Consider the following 16,468-nt stretch of genomic DNA (forward strand, 5'->3'; position numbering starts at 1 on the left):
CTAACCCTACAACTGTTAAAAACCTTACCAGTACTTTGTACCCAGTACTCTCGCCAGTTCCAGTCTTGCCAGACAAAGCTGATAAGTGTACTGCAATGTTGACCGCTCTGCGCGCTGTACATTGGTACTGGCATTAGTTAGTTCCAGGTTGGTACCTGTTCCGTTCCTGTATCTGCTCTGCGCCAGTTTCTGTGCTTCTTTTGCCTCCTCTACCTGTTCCATTGCGTTGACCAACCTGGACTGATTACTTTCAATATCTGTATATGCCTGTTTAATATCATTCTGTACGGTATTGTTCAACGTCTGCATACCCAGGTTCGCTTCCTTCAGCTGACTCTGTGCGAGGCTACGTTGCCTCCTGGCTCTCGCACCCTGATAAATAGGCACGCTCAATGTCACACCTCCTGCATAGTTATACCTGAACTGATTGAGATCAGGCATATATCCATTGGCAAAACCGGTACTCGCACTCAAAGACAGCGAGGGCAATCCGGCTTTCTTACTGATATCCAATCCTGCTTCCGACTGACTGATCCTGTCTTTCAGCAGTGTATACTCCGGATTATGCTGTTGTGCGATGTTCAATGCCTCCTGTTTATTTTCGTTTGCCTGCATGAAATCAAAATCCTTCCCATTGGCCGCAGTACTACCTGTTGAATACTGCAGGAGGTTGTATTGCTTCAACAGCGAGTTTTCCAGATCAATGCGGGTATTGTTTTCCTGGTCGATAGTCGACTGAATGGATAATACGTCATAGCGCAGTGCATCACCGTGTTTCAGCTTTATCTCTGTATCCTCCTTATTGGCTTTCAGAAAAGCCAGCACACTATCCTGTATAGCAATTGCTTTTTGCAGATAGACGATCTGATAGTAAATCACCGCTACCTGGTAAGCCATCTGCGCCCTGTTATATTCGATGTTATCCTTGGCATATTGCACCGCACGTTTAGCACTCTCCACATTCGCCTTTACTACCCCAAAGTCCCATAAGACATAACTGGCATTCAGACCGGTGTTATAATTACTATTCGGCATAATCTTAAACGTGGATAGCTGTCCGTTGATAGGTATCGTCATCTCTGATACCGGATGCGAATAACGATACCCTGCACTACATGTCAGATTCGGTAATCCATTTGCCTTTGCCAGCGTAACTCTTTCCTCCTCTGTTTTCACGGATTGTTCCAGTTCGCTGAAACGCGGGAAATAAGTAAATGATTTATTGATTAATTCCTTCAGATCACTGCTGACTTCCTGTGCATAGCTTTGTAGCCCCGCAAGCGAGAGAAGGGATATGATAATGACTTTTCTCATGATGTAAATTTTTTAAATAAGATCAATGCGCCTCTGCGGCAACTCTCGCGCGTGTTTCGGCATCCATCTTTTCTATTTTTAACAGTAACATGAATGGGATCGTGCAGACGAAAAACACACTTACCAACAGGAAGCCATCGAGATAAGCAAGCATCTGTGCCTGTCTGGTAATGGCATAATCCAGGTTAGACCAGGCGCCATGGGCATTAGCCGCGATGGGGTTGACACCTTTACTGATCAGGCCCTGGGCGACACCTGCTACCCTTTCATTCATCAACGGATTATTCCCTTGCAGATTGGATACCAGGTCAGAACGGTGTACCGCAAAACGCTGCGTAGAATACGTATTCATGATCGCGATACCGAATGCACCACCAATCTGTCGGAACATGTTATTGAGTGATATACCATAAGGCATGTCCTGTGGTTTGAGTCCGACGACCGCCTGACTTAACAACGGTACCGTCAGACAGGCAGTACCTACACCGCGGAAGATCTGTGTATACATAAACCACCATTTATCTGCGTCAGGTGTTGCCTGTGCGCTGGTATATCCATGGAGGATAAACAAGCCGAAACCAGTCACGACAAAGAACATGGGCGATACGCCTTTACCCAGTGAAGCCCCGATAAAAGGCATTACCATGATCGTGACTAATGCCCCGGGTATCATAGATAATCCTGATTCTGTAGGCGTATACCCCATGACGCGCTGCACCATCAGCGGAAACAGATATACAGAGCCAAACAATCCGAAGCCACATACAAAGGTGAGCACATTACTCCCGATAAGGTTCCTGCTTTTCAGAACCCTCAGATTGATGATAGGCGTCTTTGTCTTTAGTTCCCACCAGATAAATGCCGCCAGTCCGGCTACCGCTATTGCGGTCATAATACGGATCGTGCTGTCTTCAAACCAGTCGTCTGATTGCCCTTTCTCCAGGATATATTGCAAGGCGCCAATTCCCGCAGATAAGGAGAGCACGCCGATGTAATCAATAGGAATGGATTTACGGTCGATGTTGTATTCATTTTCTTTTTTATCGATGAACTTCCAGGTCAGCAAACAAGCAACAATACCAAACGGAATATTAATATCGAATATCAGCGGCCATGCATAGTTATCGACGATGTAGCCGCCGAGTATCGGCCCTATTGTTGGTCCTATCACGATACCCATTCCGAACATACCTGAGGCTTTTCCCTTTTCAGAGGGATCGAAGGCATCGAATAATATCCCCTGTGATACAGAAAGCAGGGCACCACCGCCAACACCTTGTATAAACCGCCAGAAGACCAGCATCCACAAGGAGGAGGAAGAACCACACATGTAGGAAGCCAGCGTAAATATGATAATAGAAGTAAGGTAATAGTTCTTTCTCCCGAAGTAGCGGCTGAGGAAGCCTGTCATCGGAATAACAATCACGTTTGCAATCGCGTAGGCTGTTACTACCCAGGAAGTATCCTCCAGTGTAGCGCCAAGATTACCGCTGATGTTATTGAGTGCGACGTTAACAATAGAGGTATCTATGAGCTCCATGATAGCCGCTGAAATTGTGGTAATGACTATGATTACCCGCGTAAATTTATTTACCGCCATATACTATGCTGTTTAGGTCTTAATCAACCTGTACATCTACAGTTACGCTAAGACCTGCTTTCAGTATACTTTTCAGTTCTTCTGCGCGGTCAATTTCAATTTTAACAGGCACACGCTGTGTCACCTTTACAAAGTTACCCGTAGCATTATCCGGTGGCAGGAGCGAAAATTTAGCGCCGGTGGCATCACTGAAAGCGACGATTTTACCGGAGATCTCCTTGTCAGGATAACCGTCTACTTCCACTTTCACAACCTGTCCTATTTTCATCTTCTCCAACTGGGTTTCCTTGAAGTTGGCAACGATCCAGTAGCGTTCATTGTTCACGACGCTGAACAGCTGTTGACCCGCCTGTACCAGTTGTCCTTTCTGCAGATTGGTTTTCCCGATTCTACCGGCTACCGGCGCTATCACCTGTGTATAAGATAATTTCAGCTTAGCTGATTCCAGTGCAGCTTCTTTCAGGGCTACATTCGCCTTTGCTTTTTCGATCTGTGCATTGGCGGTACCATGCTGTGTGACTACCTGGCTCACGCGTTTCCTGGAAGATTCCAACTGACTCAATGCCACTTTGTAGGCAGACTGACTATTATCCAGCTGGTGCTGTGTGATAGAACCATCGTTAAACAGGGCCTGATCTCTGGCGAGGTCGCGGGTTGCTTTTTCCAGGTTAACCTGTTCTACACTGACACCTGCATCCGCTACATTTTTATCCGAGCCGATATTGGTGATCTGTGCTTCTGCAAATATCAGATCTGCTTTTGCGGCGGAGAGATCTGCTTCTGCCTGTTGTACGGCAATTTTGTATTCCTTATCATCAATGGTCAGCAATAACTGACCTCCTTTTACAGACTGATAATCCTGTAATGCAAATGTATCGATGTAGCCGCCGACCCTGCTCACCACAGGAATCGCATTGCTCTCAATCTGTGCATTATCAGTGCTTTCATGTGTATAGGCGTGCATTATCTTCTTTCCTCCGAAATAAAGAATTGCTATTCCGGCTACGCCCAATACGATAAACTTTACCGGGCCTTTAGATGGCTGCGTTTTTTCCTGTGTCATTCCTGTGCTAGGTTATTTGTGCAGTACAAAAGTAAACATTGTTGACTATATAGTAAACACTATTTACTATTTTTTTCTTTTGATTTTTTTTATTAAGGGGTATTCTGGCAAGGGTTTGCCCGTCTTTATACGGGGAAAAGATTATTTTTGCGCATGGCCATGAAAGAAAAAAATAAATCAACGGATAAGGACGATAACCTGTTTGCTACATTATATATACTAAAGCGGGCAATGGACGACTGGGGTAGCCGCAACATTGCTAACTGGGGTTATGAAAATTTCAATATTACTTATATGCCGTTCTTTATGAATATCGGCAATGAGGGTGTTTCCAATAATGAGATCGCAGAAAAGATGCGGGTGACCAAACAGGCTGCCAGCAGGATTGTACGTGAGCTGGAAGCGTCTGGTCTGGTGAGGGGTGAGAAGAGTGATAGTGACGGTCGTTCGGTAAAACTATACCTGACGGAAGAAGGGCATAAATTCCAGGAGATCGCGAAGAATGAAGCCAAAATTTTGAGAAAGGAATATGTGAAAGTCATCGGTCGCGAGCGGTATGAAACAGCCGTGGATGTATTGAAAGAACTGATTGCGTTTCATGAAAATTTATTGAAATAGTCAAAGCGGTTGCCCACCGGTAACCGCTGCTTTGTATTTATATACACTATTCCTGTCATCATTCCTTATCCCCTCAGTATCAACCACCAATATGCGCAAATCCCCCCTTATATTCAACATCCTCAGTTAGTCCTCTCTATCAACGATTTATAACACATCCCCCGTTGATCACCTTTCATTTGTCCCATTACACCGGCATTATCCCGTCATCAAGCCGTTACCGCTACGCTCATGAACGAAGAGATAACGGCTTAATAGCCCTGTAATAAGGGCATTTATCGTATAAACAGTAAAACACGTACACACGTTTTTGCGTCCTGTGCACACGTTTTTGCGTCCTGTGCACACGATTTTGCGTCCTATGCACATTGTCCGAAATCGTGTCAGACGGTTCGGTAACTTTGTAATTCACCAAAACGATATCACTATGGCACACGTAAAAGACAACATCTTATTGAAAAATGTGTCCGGTACCATCGGCAGACAAATGAATATTTTCAACCGTTATGGCGAGACGTATCTGAGGACAGCAAAGAAGAAAAAACAGCTGCATTTTTCCGCCATACAGCTGGAATCACAGCATAATTTTGCGGATGCAGTAGTGTATTCAAAGCAGGTAATAAAAGATCCGGAGATGAATTTGTATTACCTGTCACTTGCGAGGAAAGGACAGAGTGCGTATAATGTGGCGATGAAGGATGCGTTGAGCGCACCGGTGATCAGGGATATAGATGCCGATACCTATACAGGCGAAAGCGGGCAGGTGATCAGCATATATGCGGTAGATCACTTCAGGGTTTATCAGGTACATGTAGCGATCATTAACGCTGCAGGAGACACTATTGAAAAAGGACTTGCCGTCCAGCAATGGAAACCGATGTATTGGGATTACACGACGACGATGCCTACGGAAATAGCGCAGGTAGAAAAGATACAGGTAATAGCAGTGGACATGCCGGGAAATCAGACAAAAGCGGTACTCACATTTACAGATGGATAAATAAATAAGCCGGAACAGGAATGTCCCGGCTGACCTTAAACCTACAACTGTTGCCGATGATCAGCAACTAAACTATTTTAATATCGTTTTATCGTGTTGAATACGCTGGGCCGAAGATCTTACAATCCATTTTAAATCTCAACTCAGACGCCCTGAAACGGACAAATTACCCGCTGAAACGCCCTGGCTGGAAAAGACTTAGGGGCGCATGAATACGCCCCTTTTTCTCATATTCTGTTACGAATATGTATGTGTACCTTATAGATGAAGTATGTGTGTATACGATCACGCATATACAAACACAAATGTCCGTATATGCAAGGCTGCCAGCCAACAAAACTGTAGTGAAACAGCCATATTGCCTGTTGAAGTGTGTTATAGAGGAATTAATGAATATCAACGCTGTGTCAGCCATTCCAGGAATTGCCCCATCTTCTCACGACTGATGGTAACAGATTCCGGTACAGGCACTGACAAAGAAAGCGTCAGTTTGCGGGAAAGGGCACTGGAAGCATCCAGTACTGCCTTACGATGCACAAGATACTGCCTGTTAGCGCGAAAGAAAAGCGGTTCTGTAAATTTACCTAGTTCGTCCATCGTTTTATTGACGACATAGGTCTTTTTATCAAAGGTAGTCAGGTTAACCACTCCGTTTTTCAAATAGAAAAAAGCGATATCACTGATCGCCACCGGCATGATCCTGTCTTTCTGGTATACAAGTACAGCGCCTATTTCGGTTGTTTTCTTTGTAGTAAACAGCTGTTCCAGTGCTTTATAGGGAACGGCATTCTCTGCAATCCGCCCCCTGAAAGCCAGGTATTTATTAATTGCGGCGGATACTGACTCGTTGGTAAAAGGCTTCAGGATATAGTCAAATCCGTTAGCTTTAAATGCATGTAAAGCGTATTCATCATAGGCCGTACAAAAGATCACAGGAACGTCTATTTCCACGGCGGAGAAGATCTCAAAGCTCAGACCATCTCCCAGCTGTATATCAGCAAAGATCAGGTCCGCGCTGCGATCTGAACTAAAATAACTGATACTGTCCTTCACTGTACCCAGCACCTTTAAGATGCCGATCTGCGGAAACAGTTGCTGAATGGTCTGTACCAGGTCTCGCGCGGTTATTTTCTCATCCTCTATGATCACTACCTTCATTACTCAAAACTTTAATGCTGACTGAAAAGGTATGCAAATCCTGTGAGATAATCACCTCATCTCCTGACAATATCCGGTACCTTTCTACCAGGTTAATCAGCCCTTTACCACTCTGGGAATCAATATGTTTTCTGACCTGCAGATTATTCTCCGTAATGATCCATCCCTCCTGGTAGTACATGGTAATGTGCAAGGGAGATGCCTCTGTTGCTTCATTGTGCTTGATAGCATTCTCTATCAGCGATTGAAGAGAAAATGCAGGTACAAAACCGGTTGACAATACCTTTTCCTGAACATCTATGGTACAATGCAGCGCATCTTCAAAACGGATCTTCTGCATTTCAAGATAATCGTTGCAGAGCTTTATCTCGTCAGATAAACGGGTAGCACGGGATTGCGGTTCTGCCAGTGAGGCCCGCAGAAAATTTACCAGGTGCGAAAGATAAGCCTCTCCTGCCTGAATATCCGTCTTATACAGGCTTTTCAGCATACTCAGAGCGTTGAAAAGGAAATGGGGATGTATCTGCTGTTTCAATAGCAGATTGGCCGATTCAAGATTGGCGGCTTTCAGACGGGAATTTTCCAGTTCAATATTTTCTTTTTCGAAACGTAGAATCACGAGATTATGTGTAACAATTACCAGCAAACTATTCCAGAAACCTTGCAACAAAACTGCCGGCAGCCGTTGCAGGAAAGTAAAATGTTCTTTTGCCGCATCAAAGTAAGCCTCCATGGGAATGGTCAGGGAAAATAAACAACAGGTAAGCAGATATCCCGTCACATACCTGGTGATGCGCTCCTGCTTCTTGGTCTGGAAAGGAAAATACTTTCTCAGCATCACCAATATCCAGACATTAGAAAACCCCGCCATCAGCGAACGTATACCTGTCATAAACGCGACGCCCCATATTGCACCATTACCCAGTCTGAAGACGATAATAAACATGATCGCCGATGCTGCCGAAATAGAAGCCAGTACCCAGCAATAGCGTATCAGTTCCCTGACGAGCGGACTCATTTTCATCATTTAAAGGTAGCCCAATTTTCAGCGCCGGCTGAACGGGACCAATACGAAACGGACAAAAGAGACACCGAGGCGGCGGAAAGGCATGCATTTTGATTAAATACAGGCAAAGCCCGATATATGGTACGAATCAATAAAGTCCATGTTGCCCTCCTCGCTGGTGCCGGTCTCCTGATGCTCAGCACAGCGACAGCGGTTACCATTCCCAAAGGAGCCATTGCCGTAAGACCTTTCTACGTCGATAAATTCCTGGGTAAATGGTATGAAATTGCCCGGATGGACTACAAATATGAACGTAACCTCAGCAACGTCACAGCCACTTACAGTCTGCGGAAAGATGGGGCGATTAAAGTCGACAACCGTGGTTATGATTACACAAGGGACAAGTGGAAGGAAAGTATCGGTAAAGCAAAATTCGTCAGAGAGGGAGACCTTGGCCGGCTGAAAGTATCGTTCTTTGGCCCCTTCTATGCGGGTTATAACGTGATCGCCATCGATAGGGAGTATAAGTATGCCCTTGTTGCCGGTAATAACCTTCAATATCTCTGGATCCTGTCCAGGGAAACAACTATCCCCGAGCATGTAAAAGATAATTATCTGCTGAAGGCACAGGAACTGGGGTATGATATTGACGCCCTGGTATGGTGTACACATGACCAGGAAGCATAAGTCTGATTAAGCATATTGTTCAAGAATACCGGCAGACTGCCTCACATAATGTCCGCCGAATAAGATGGCATGAACCAGCAATGGATATAGCTGGCAAAGTAAAACCCGTTTGCGCCAGTTCACCTCCAAAGGAAACACCTCCTGGTAACGCTGGTAAAAAGAAGCATCAAAACCGCCAAACAACATCGTCATAGCCATATCCATTTCGCGATGACCATAATAAACCGCAGGATCGTAAATAGCCGGATCCCCGTTCCCCATAAATATATAATTGCCTCCCCACAGATCGCCATGTAATAAAGCGGGTGATTCCACCGGAAAGATTTCCGCTAAGCGTATCGCCAATGCATCCGCCAGTCTGATCTCTTTCGTCCCGAAATGCTTCATGTCTACCAGCTGCCTTACCAAGGGGAAAATGCGGTTCTCTGCATAAAAGGCTGCCCAGGAACTTTTCCAGGTATTCTGCTGGACAAGGGTGCCGATGTAATTGTCTTCTTCTAAGCCAAACTGTTCATGACTGTTCCTGTGTAAAGCAGCCAGTCCTTCTGCCAGCCAGGATACGCTCTGTGGTCCTGCATGGCCCTTGGGCAGATATTCCATTATCAAAAAAGCATATTGCTGCCAATCCCCGTATAATAAAGGCGCAGGAGTTTTCAGGGTGTTGGTACTTTGAAGTAAGTGTAATCCGTTAAACTCTTTTTCAAACATCCGTGTGTAACTGCTGTGATTAAGTTTGAGAAACCAGGGACCACGGCTGGTTTCGATGATGGCAGCTTCGTTGATGTCTCCACCGCTGACAGAACTATAGTTGTGGATGGTGACCGGGGAATGCCAGTGGTTGGTGAGGATGGTGGTGAGGTGGAAGAGGAAGTGTTTGTCCATGGCACAAAAAAATTAAGAATTAAAAATTAGCAATTAAGAATTGAAATGCAGCGAAATCTTCGTGCTAATTCTTAATTATTAATTTTTAATTCTTAATTCCTATTCGATTAAATCTGACTACTTCTTATGAATACTATACAGCCTTCCATTATCCGTCACCGCATACAACGCACCGTCATCCCCTTCTGTAATATCCCTGAAACGCTGTTCCTCACTCAGCAACAGCATCTCCTCACCTACTACTTTATTATTTTCGATCACCAGGCGTGCAATATGTATACTGCTCAGACCACAGATAAACAGGTTCCCCTTCCACTCAGGAATTCCCTTACCGGAATAGAAAGTAATACCACTTGGCGATAATACCGGATCCCAGTAATAAACAGGCTGTTCCAGCCCGTCTTTCTGCTGGATACCATCGCCGACTTTATCGCCTTTATATTCTATACCGTAGGTAATAGTAGGCCAGCCATAGTTCTTACCTGCTTCGATACGGTTCAGTTCATCACCACCCCTCGGACCGAATTCTGTTTCCCAGAGATCACCGGTAGCAGGGTTGAATGCCAATCCCTGTACGTTACGGTGACCGTAGCTATAGATCTCAGGACGTGCATCTGCCTGTCCTGCAAATGGATTACCGGCAGCAGGTTTACCCTCTTTGGTAATACGCAGTACCTTACCCAGGGCAGAGTTCAGCTGTTGTGCCTGTGGACGGGTCTGCAGATCGGAACGTTCTCCGGTGCTGATCACCAGGTTACCATCTTTATCAAAAACGATTCTTCCTCCATAGTGCAGGGTACCTTTAAATGCGGGGGTAGCCCTGTAAATAACGGTAGCGTCTTCGATGGTCTTTTCATCAGCAGAGAGTTTACCTTTGGCAACAGCCGTCAGATTACCATCCGGACGAGGTTCGGAGAATACCCAATATACCATCCTGTTGGTTTTGAAATCAGGATCAACCCTGATGCCCAGCAGACCACCCTGTCCGTCAGGATTTACTTTCGGCAGACCAGTAATAGGTTCGCTTAATTGTCCGCTGGTTGTCGCGATACGCAGTACCCCTTTCTTTTCCGTGATCAGCAGTCTGCCGTCAGGTAAGGTGGTGATACCCCATGGATTTTCCAGTTTATCGGACAATACAGTCCCTTCATAAGGAGTCTTGGTCTTTATACCGTTAATGCGGGTCTGACCGGGAAATGCGGGTTTGTAATCAGAATTAGGTTTTTTCGTCTCAACGGGACCAATTGTGCTGTCTGTAGCGGTACTGTCAGTGGTATTGTGCTGACCACCGGAAGGAGAACCGCAGGAGGCGAGCACGAATGTCGTCCCTGTGATAAGAGCCTGCAATGATTTTTTCATAGTGGAAAATATAATTCAAATTTTTGAATTGATACAATCATAGATGGTTGAACGGTCGATATTAATATAAAACCGGAACGCAGACAAGAATTCCGAAAACTTCCAGTTCTGATTGCGTATCTTGCTAAATATTTGCTTATTATTATTGACGCAGAGGGACCATCCACTATTTCATCGCGTACTACCGGACATTGAAAAGATTTTAGTACGAGCAGCCGCTGAAGGCGACCGGGATGCTTATGGACAGCTATATACGCATTACTACCCCAATCTACAGGTAGCCATCACCTTTATCACACAGGACAGGGACGAAACAGACGAATTGCTCCAGGAAACTTTTCTGCGGATATGGAAGACCCGCGAGAAGCTGGTATTGGTGAAATCGTTTGAAAATTATGCATTCAGGATTGCCAGAAACATTTTATTCGACCAGCTCAGGCGTAAAAAAGTACACCTGAAAGCCATTGAAGCTATCGCACAACGAGCCGCTATAGAAGAAAGCAGCGGCGAAGGACCTTTAGTATACAAAGAACTGCATGACATGGCCATCAGAGCCATCAACGAGCTGGAGCCCCGGAAACGGGAAATCTTCCTGTTACGTACAGAAGAAGGTCTCAGTTTCGAAGAAATAGCCGCCCGGTATAATATGGCGGTTGTGACTGTAAAGAAACATTATTATGCTGCCTTCCATGTCTTAAAGACCATCCTGGAACAACACGGAGGCATGGTATCCCTTCTCTTTTTATTGTGGTTGCGGGGTAAATAACCCCCTTCAGAAAAAATTTTCTCCGGAGCGTATACAAAAATGCTGGGTGTTCGTCTGTAGTATATAATCCCGTACATGAACGACGATCAGAAGATAGTATTATTAAAAAAATATATGGACCGCACATTGACGGACCAGGAAGAAGCTGACTTCTTTTCCTGGTACCACGATGTGCGTGCCGAAGAATTTCATCACCTGCTGCAACAGACCTCTGACGGTGGCAAGCCACTGGTATATGAAGCTGCCAGCCCGGCCTTTCTGGCACAGCTGAATGATCGCCTGACGGCCCTTGACAATGAGCAGCAGGGTGCACGGATCAGAAAGATCTCCCGCTTCTGGTGGGCAGCTGCAGCCATACTCGTACTGGCCGCCGGTACCTGGATGGTGATGAAACATCCTGCCGCAAAACAAGATATGGCAGTGAACAAACCAGTGCAGGACATAGCGCCTGGCAGGAACGGCGCTATACTGACACTGGCTGATGGCAACCAGATCACCCTGGATAGTATCGGCAACGGCCAGATCAGCAACCAGAACGGTAGCAGGGTGATATTACAAAACGGCAGTCTGCATTACGAAGCCTCAGGTGCTGCCATTGCCAGCATCAATACGGTACGTACACCCGTATCCAGACAATTCAGACTGGTATTACCAGATGGCTCCGCCGTATGGTTGAATGCGGCCAGCACACTGAAATATCCTACTGCCTTCACCGGTCATGACAGAACTGTGGAGATCAGCGGAGAAGCTTATTTTGAAGTGGCACAGGACCCGGAAAAACCTTTCAGGGTGAAGATCAATAATAAAGCAACCATAGAAGTGCTGGGCACTCATTTTAATATCAATGCCTATACAGATGAGTCCAGCATCAGGGCAACCTTACTGGCAGGCAGCATTAAAGTAAACGCCGCAGGCGGCGCCGTTGTATTAAAACCAGGACAACAGGCGGCTATCAGAGAGACAATACAGCTGCGCAATATAGTAAACACAGGACAGGTCATCGCCTGGAAAGACGGCATTTTTAATTTCGATGCAATGGGTGTCGAAGAAGTCATGCGCCAACTGGCGAGATGGTACGATATAGAAGTGGTTTATGAAAAGAACGTGCCTGATATCCGGTTTTATGGAGAAATCGGCAGGAACCTGAGCCTTTCACAGGTACTGGAAGGACTAAAGATGTCAGGTGTAAATTTTCGTATAGAAGGCAAACGACTGATCGTATTGCCCTCCTGAACAATGAGTTTTATCCCTATACAAAAGCCGCTTTGAGGTAGGATTCAAAGCGGCCCGATAGTCAGGGTGGACGATAGACAATTATTTCGGAAAACTGTTTTTCAATCAACCTAACCAATTGCAAGTTATGCAAAAAATTGCTTCTTGTAACCGGAAAGGCCATGCCATGCCTGAAAGCAGGCGCCATGGCAACCGGTTATCAACCAAAATCTTGTTAGTGATGAAACTAACCGCGCTATTATTGACCATTGCATTCATGGGGGCCAGTGCAAAAGGTGTCTCACAAGCTGTTACATTCTCCGGTAAAAATATTCCGCTGGAGAAAACGTTCGAAACCGTCCGCTCCCAGACAGGCTATCATGTGTTCTGCGACAGCCGCCTATTAAAAGAGGCGCTTCCCGTAAATGTCAATGCAGACAATATGCCGCTGACCCAGTTCCTCGATATCATCTTCAGGAATCAGTCACTGCAATACCTCATACGCGAACAGACAATCTTCGTCAGCAAAAAAACAGCGACCAACGCGGATCCGTCAAAAGTGCTGGAAACTGCTAATGTAGTACTGGTACAGGGTATCGTCACCGACGAAAATAAAAATCCCTTATATGGCGCTACCATCAAGGTAAAAGGTACCGAACGCTCCATCATCAACCAGCAGGATGGCCGCTTCGAAATAGCAGTCAACATAGGTGATGTACTCATCGTCAGCTTTGTGGGTTTCCAGACACAGGAAGTGAAGATCTCCAATAGCACCGATCTCACCATCGTATTAAAACGCGCCACCATCAACATCGATGAGATCAACGTAAAAGTCTCCACCGGTTATCAGACGATCTCCAAAGAACGAGCAACCGGTGCCTATAACGTCATTACGGCCGACGAATTACAGGACGTTCCTGCCAATAATATATTAGAAAGACTGGAAGGTAAAGTACCTGGTGTACGCTTCGATATACGTTTCAATAAAATACAGATCCGTACTATCAACACCTATTCTATCAATACAGCGCCGCTCATCGTGATAGACGGATTTCCGCTGATATCGGCATCTTCCGGTGATCAGAACCTGACTGCACTGGGTAGCTCCCAGATGTCCAACGGTTCAGTATTATCTACCCTCAATCCCAACGACATTGAACAGATCACCTTTCTGAAAGATGCCGTGGCCACCTCTATATGGGGTTCCAGGGGTGCAAACGGAGTGATCGTGATTGAAACAAAAAGAGGTAAAAAAGGGGCGCCTACGCTTAACTTTTCTGCTACCATAGGTACCTCCAAAGCACCTTCTTTCTCTAAGCTCCGATGGATGAACAGCGCCGAATATGTAGACCTGGAAAGAGAAATGTATGACAAAGGTTTCTTTACTGATAATACACAATCTCCCTGGTACTTCCCCCTGCAGAACAACAACCCGAGCGAAGTAATAGAATGGCTTTTCAAAGTAAAACGTGGCACCGCCACACAGGCAGAAGCAGATGCTGCACTGGCAGAGATCGGAACCAGAAATAACCAGTCACAGATACGGAAATACCTGCTGCGTTCAGCGGTTAACCAGCAGTATAATCTGTCTGTATCGGGTGGCGGCGATAACAACACCTACTACATCTCCGGCAACTTCAATAAAGACCTGCCGATTTACCATGGTAACAGTGCACAAAATGCGATTATCACCGGTAACTTTACCAATGACCTGTTTAACAAAACCGTCAAACTGAGAACAGGCTTCAACTACCAATACGCCGTCAATACTGCAAACATCGCAGCGGTGGAAGCTTTAAGCCAGTCCCTCATATCCCTGCGTCCCTACGATATGCTGGTGGATGGTAATGGTCAGCCGATCAGACGTAGCATTACCATGCGTCCCGAAACGAATGACAGTCTGGTAAAACTGGGTTATCTGCCGTTTACCTACAGTGCCATCGATGAACTGAACTATTCCAATACCAAAAACAGCATCAACTCCATTCGCCTGAATACCGGTCTGAATGTAAAACTGACAAACTGGATGAACTTCGATGTATCCGGTATGTACCAGCGCAACATTAACAATATGCAGACCATCAACGAAGTAAACAGTTACGCCGGCAGAACCACTGTCAATACTGGAACTGTTATTTCGCCCACCACGCATAAACCTGTATACAATGTTCCCTACGGCGGTACATATACACTCACTGATGGCAACTCCTGGGACTATAACCTGCGCGGCATGCTGAATGTCAATTATGCGTTCAATGCAGCGCATCAGCTGACAGCCATCGCCGGTAGCGAGATCAGACAAACCTATAGCAGGTCATATAGTAGTATCAGGTACGGTTATGATCCGGATGCCAACAGCTTTGCTACGGTGAACCCGACCACACCATTTATGACCATGTACGGCTGGGCCTCCACCCTCGGCAGCAACCAGAGTGGTATATCAGAACAACGGAACCGTTATCTCTCCTACTTCGGTAATGCAGCCTACACTTATAAAAACAGGTATAACCTCAGCGGTAGTATGCGCTTTGATGATTATACCCTCCTCGGACTGGAACGCAGCAAACGTGCAAAACCATTCTGGTCTGCCGGTTTCAAATGGACCGCCACCGGAGAAGAATTCATGCAGTCCGTCACCTGGATGACCAACCTGGGTCTGCGCGTCACCTATGGTACCGGTGGATCAGTACCATTAGGCGGCACCAACGTACCAATCATTACGTTAAATGCAACAGATCCGAATACACAGCTGCCAATCGCTACCATTCAAAATCCTGCAAACCAGCAACTGGGATGGGAACTGACCCGTACCGGCAACATCGGCATGGATGCAGGCGTACTGAATAATCGTATCTCAGGAAGTATTGATGTATATCGCAAGAAAAGTTCCGGTATCCTCGCCACCTTCCCCTTCAATCCGACCTATGGATGGTCCAGCCTGTCTTACAATACCGGCACCATGAAAAGCCATGGTATTGAAACAGGTATCACTGCGAAGATCATAGACAAAAAAGACTGGGGTATTACTTCTGTATTTAACTTCTCTTATGGCAAAACAGAAGTGACAGATTCCCGATTTAATACTACGCTGGCTTCTACCCTGGTAATGAGCAGTAACATGGTGAATGGCTATCCAATGGGGGCCATGTTTGTATACCGCTCCGCAGGACTGAACCCGGAAACCGGACAAACACGCATCTACGACAGGAATAACAAGATCATCGAAAGCACCACCAACCTGACATCTGCCTTCGACATCAACGACATCAAATATGTGGGACAGTCAACAGCACCTTATCATGGTGGGTTCTTTAACACGTTCCGTTATAAAGGCTTTGAACTGGACGTACAGATGACCTATTACTTCGGACATAAATTCCTGGCCCCTTCGATCAATAACTATCCGCAGTTCTCCGGCGAATACTATGGTATCGTAGGAAGACAAAAGGATCTGGCCAACAGATGGCGTAAACCGGGGGATGAAGCCTTTACAGATGTACCAGGCCTGGGCAACGTCAACTTTAATAGTATTACCCGTTACCGCTATTCTGATAAACTGGTACGCAGCGCAGATAATATCCGTTTACAGCAGATCTCCCTGTCGTATAATTTCCCGAACAGTATGCTGCCTAAACGCATATTCAAAAGTCTGACCCTGAGTGGCAGTGCACGTAACCTCGGCATGATCTGGGCGAAGAACAAGGAAGGTTACGATCCTGAATACCTCAACTCCAGCGCAAACTACTATAGTATGCCGCCGGTAACCAGCTATCTGTTCAACATCAATGCTTCATTCTAACAGT

At 45.9% G+C, this 16,468-nt stretch carries 13 protein-coding genes; 6 read left to right on the forward strand and 7 right to left on the reverse strand.

What is annotated here, in order from left to right; translation table 11 throughout:
• Window positions 1-24: 24 nt before the first annotated feature.
• The 3 genes from CPIN_RS26390 to CPIN_RS26400 are packed head-to-tail and all read right to left on the reverse strand — an operon-like array spanning window position 25 to window position 3,977.
• Window positions 25-1,314 carry a TolC family protein gene (locus CPIN_RS26390; RefSeq protein WP_012792929.1) on the reverse strand — a complete coding sequence of 430 codons (1,290 nt, stop codon included), beginning with the start codon at window positions 1,312-1,314 and terminating at the stop codon, window positions 25-27.
• A 22-nt stretch (window positions 1,315-1,336) separates the two neighbouring features.
• Window positions 1,337-2,914 (reverse strand): DHA2 family efflux MFS transporter permease subunit, encoded by a 1,578-nt coding sequence (locus CPIN_RS26395; protein WP_012792930.1) that lies wholly within the window; start codon window positions 2,912-2,914, stop codon window positions 1,337-1,339.
• Between the two features lie 19 nt (window positions 2,915-2,933).
• Window positions 2,934-3,977 (reverse strand): HlyD family secretion protein, encoded by a 1,044-nt coding sequence (locus CPIN_RS26400; protein ID WP_012792931.1) that lies wholly within the window; start codon window positions 3,975-3,977, stop codon window positions 2,934-2,936.
• Window positions 3,978-4,136: 159 nt separating this feature from the next.
• Between CPIN_RS26400 and CPIN_RS26405 the strand changes: the two genes are divergently transcribed.
• Together CPIN_RS26405 and CPIN_RS26410 are read left to right on the forward strand one after the other, a co-directional pair.
• The gene (locus tag CPIN_RS26405) at window positions 4,137-4,595 is read left to right on the forward strand and encodes a MarR family winged helix-turn-helix transcriptional regulator (protein ID WP_187294694.1); all 459 of its coding nucleotides are present in this window, start codon (window positions 4,137-4,139) and stop codon (window positions 4,593-4,595) included.
• Between the two features lie 427 nt (window positions 4,596-5,022).
• On the forward strand, window positions 5,023-5,595 hold the full coding sequence (locus CPIN_RS26410) for a hypothetical protein (RefSeq protein ID WP_012792933.1): 573 nt from the start codon (window positions 5,023-5,025) through the stop codon (window positions 5,593-5,595).
• Window positions 5,596-5,991: 396 nt separating this feature from the next.
• Here CPIN_RS26410 and CPIN_RS26415 read toward each other — a convergent pair whose 3' ends face one another.
• Window positions 5,992-6,753, reverse strand: a complete 762-nt coding sequence (locus CPIN_RS26415) for a LytR/AlgR family response regulator transcription factor (RefSeq protein WP_012792934.1) — start codon at window positions 6,751-6,753, stop codon at window positions 5,992-5,994.
• Window positions 6,728-7,771 carry a sensor histidine kinase gene (locus tag CPIN_RS26420; RefSeq protein ID WP_012792935.1) on the reverse strand — a complete coding sequence of 348 codons (1,044 nt, stop codon included), beginning with the start codon at window positions 7,769-7,771 and terminating at the stop codon, window positions 6,728-6,730. The genes CPIN_RS26415 and CPIN_RS26420 overlap by 26 nt, the downstream gene beginning before the upstream one ends.
• A gap of 126 nt (window positions 7,772-7,897) precedes the next feature.
• On the opposite strand from CPIN_RS26420, the gene CPIN_RS26425 reads away from it, so the two are divergent.
• Window positions 7,898-8,446: a lipocalin family protein gene (locus CPIN_RS26425; RefSeq protein ID WP_012792936.1), complete on the forward strand. Its 549-nt coding sequence runs from the start codon at window positions 7,898-7,900 to the stop codon at window positions 8,444-8,446.
• A 6-nt stretch (window positions 8,447-8,452) separates the two neighbouring features.
• Here the strand turns inward: CPIN_RS26425 and CPIN_RS26430 are convergent, their stop codons facing one another.
• On the reverse strand, window positions 8,453-9,328 hold the full coding sequence (locus tag CPIN_RS26430; protein WP_012792937.1) for a fructosamine kinase family protein: 876 nt from the start codon (window positions 9,326-9,328) through the stop codon (window positions 8,453-8,455).
• Window positions 9,329-9,445: 117 nt separating this feature from the next.
• The gene (locus tag CPIN_RS26435) at window positions 9,446-10,687 is read right to left on the reverse strand and encodes a PQQ-dependent sugar dehydrogenase (protein ID WP_012792938.1); all 1,242 of its coding nucleotides are present in this window, start codon (window positions 10,685-10,687) and stop codon (window positions 9,446-9,448) included.
• A 145-nt stretch (window positions 10,688-10,832) separates the two neighbouring features.
• On the opposite strand from CPIN_RS26435, the gene CPIN_RS26440 reads away from it, so the two are divergent.
• From CPIN_RS26440 to CPIN_RS26450, 3 genes are all read left to right on the forward strand, one after another.
• Window positions 10,833-11,453 carry an RNA polymerase sigma factor gene (locus tag CPIN_RS26440; protein WP_044219779.1) on the forward strand — a complete coding sequence of 207 codons (621 nt, stop codon included), beginning with the start codon at window positions 10,833-10,835 and terminating at the stop codon, window positions 11,451-11,453.
• Between the two features lie 75 nt (window positions 11,454-11,528).
• Entirely contained in the window at window positions 11,529-12,686 is a 1,158-nt protein-coding gene (locus CPIN_RS26445) for a FecR family protein (RefSeq protein WP_012792940.1), read from the forward strand.
• A 220-nt stretch (window positions 12,687-12,906) separates the two neighbouring features.
• Window positions 12,907-16,464: a SusC/RagA family TonB-linked outer membrane protein gene (locus CPIN_RS26450; RefSeq protein ID WP_187294695.1), complete on the forward strand. Its 3,558-nt coding sequence runs from the start codon at window positions 12,907-12,909 to the stop codon at window positions 16,462-16,464.
• Window positions 16,465-16,468: the final 4 nt, after the last annotated feature.

It is taken from the genome of Chitinophaga pinensis DSM 2588 (genome assembly GCF_000024005.1).
Classification (GTDB): domain Bacteria; phylum Bacteroidota; class Bacteroidia; order Chitinophagales; family Chitinophagaceae; genus Chitinophaga; species Chitinophaga pinensis.

Excerpts from the sequence above, each read along its gene's own strand:
- CPIN_RS26390 (WP_012792929.1), bottom strand. The coding sequence starts at position 1,314 with ATGAGAAAAGTCATTATCATATCCCTTCTCTCGCTTGCGGGGCTACAA.
- CPIN_RS26395 (WP_012792930.1), bottom strand. The coding sequence starts at position 2,914 with ATGGCGGTAAATAAATTTACGCGGGTAATCATAGTCATTACCACAATT.
- CPIN_RS26400 (WP_012792931.1), bottom strand. The coding sequence starts at position 3,977 with ATGACACAGGAAAAAACGCAGCCATCTAAAGGCCCGGTAAAGTTTATC.
- CPIN_RS26405 (WP_187294694.1), top strand. The coding sequence starts at position 4,137 with ATGAAAGAAAAAAATAAATCAACGGATAAGGACGATAACCTGTTTGCT.
- CPIN_RS26410 (WP_012792933.1), top strand. The coding sequence starts at position 5,023 with ATGGCACACGTAAAAGACAACATCTTATTGAAAAATGTGTCCGGTACC.
- CPIN_RS26415 (WP_012792934.1), bottom strand. The coding sequence starts at position 6,753 with ATGAAGGTAGTGATCATAGAGGATGAGAAAATAACCGCGCGAGACCTG.
- CPIN_RS26420 (WP_012792935.1), bottom strand. The coding sequence starts at position 7,771 with ATGAGTCCGCTCGTCAGGGAACTGATACGCTATTGCTGGGTACTGGCT.
- CPIN_RS26425 (WP_012792936.1), top strand. The coding sequence starts at position 7,898 with ATGGTACGAATCAATAAAGTCCATGTTGCCCTCCTCGCTGGTGCCGGT.
- CPIN_RS26430 (WP_012792937.1), bottom strand. The coding sequence starts at position 9,328 with ATGGACAAACACTTCCTCTTCCACCTCACCACCATCCTCACCAACCAC.
- CPIN_RS26435 (WP_012792938.1), bottom strand. The coding sequence starts at position 10,687 with ATGAAAAAATCATTGCAGGCTCTTATCACAGGGACGACATTCGTGCTC.
- CPIN_RS26445 (WP_012792940.1), top strand. The coding sequence starts at position 11,529 with ATGAACGACGATCAGAAGATAGTATTATTAAAAAAATATATGGACCGC.
- CPIN_RS26450 (WP_187294695.1), top strand. The coding sequence starts at position 12,907 with ATGAAACTAACCGCGCTATTATTGACCATTGCATTCATGGGGGCCAGT.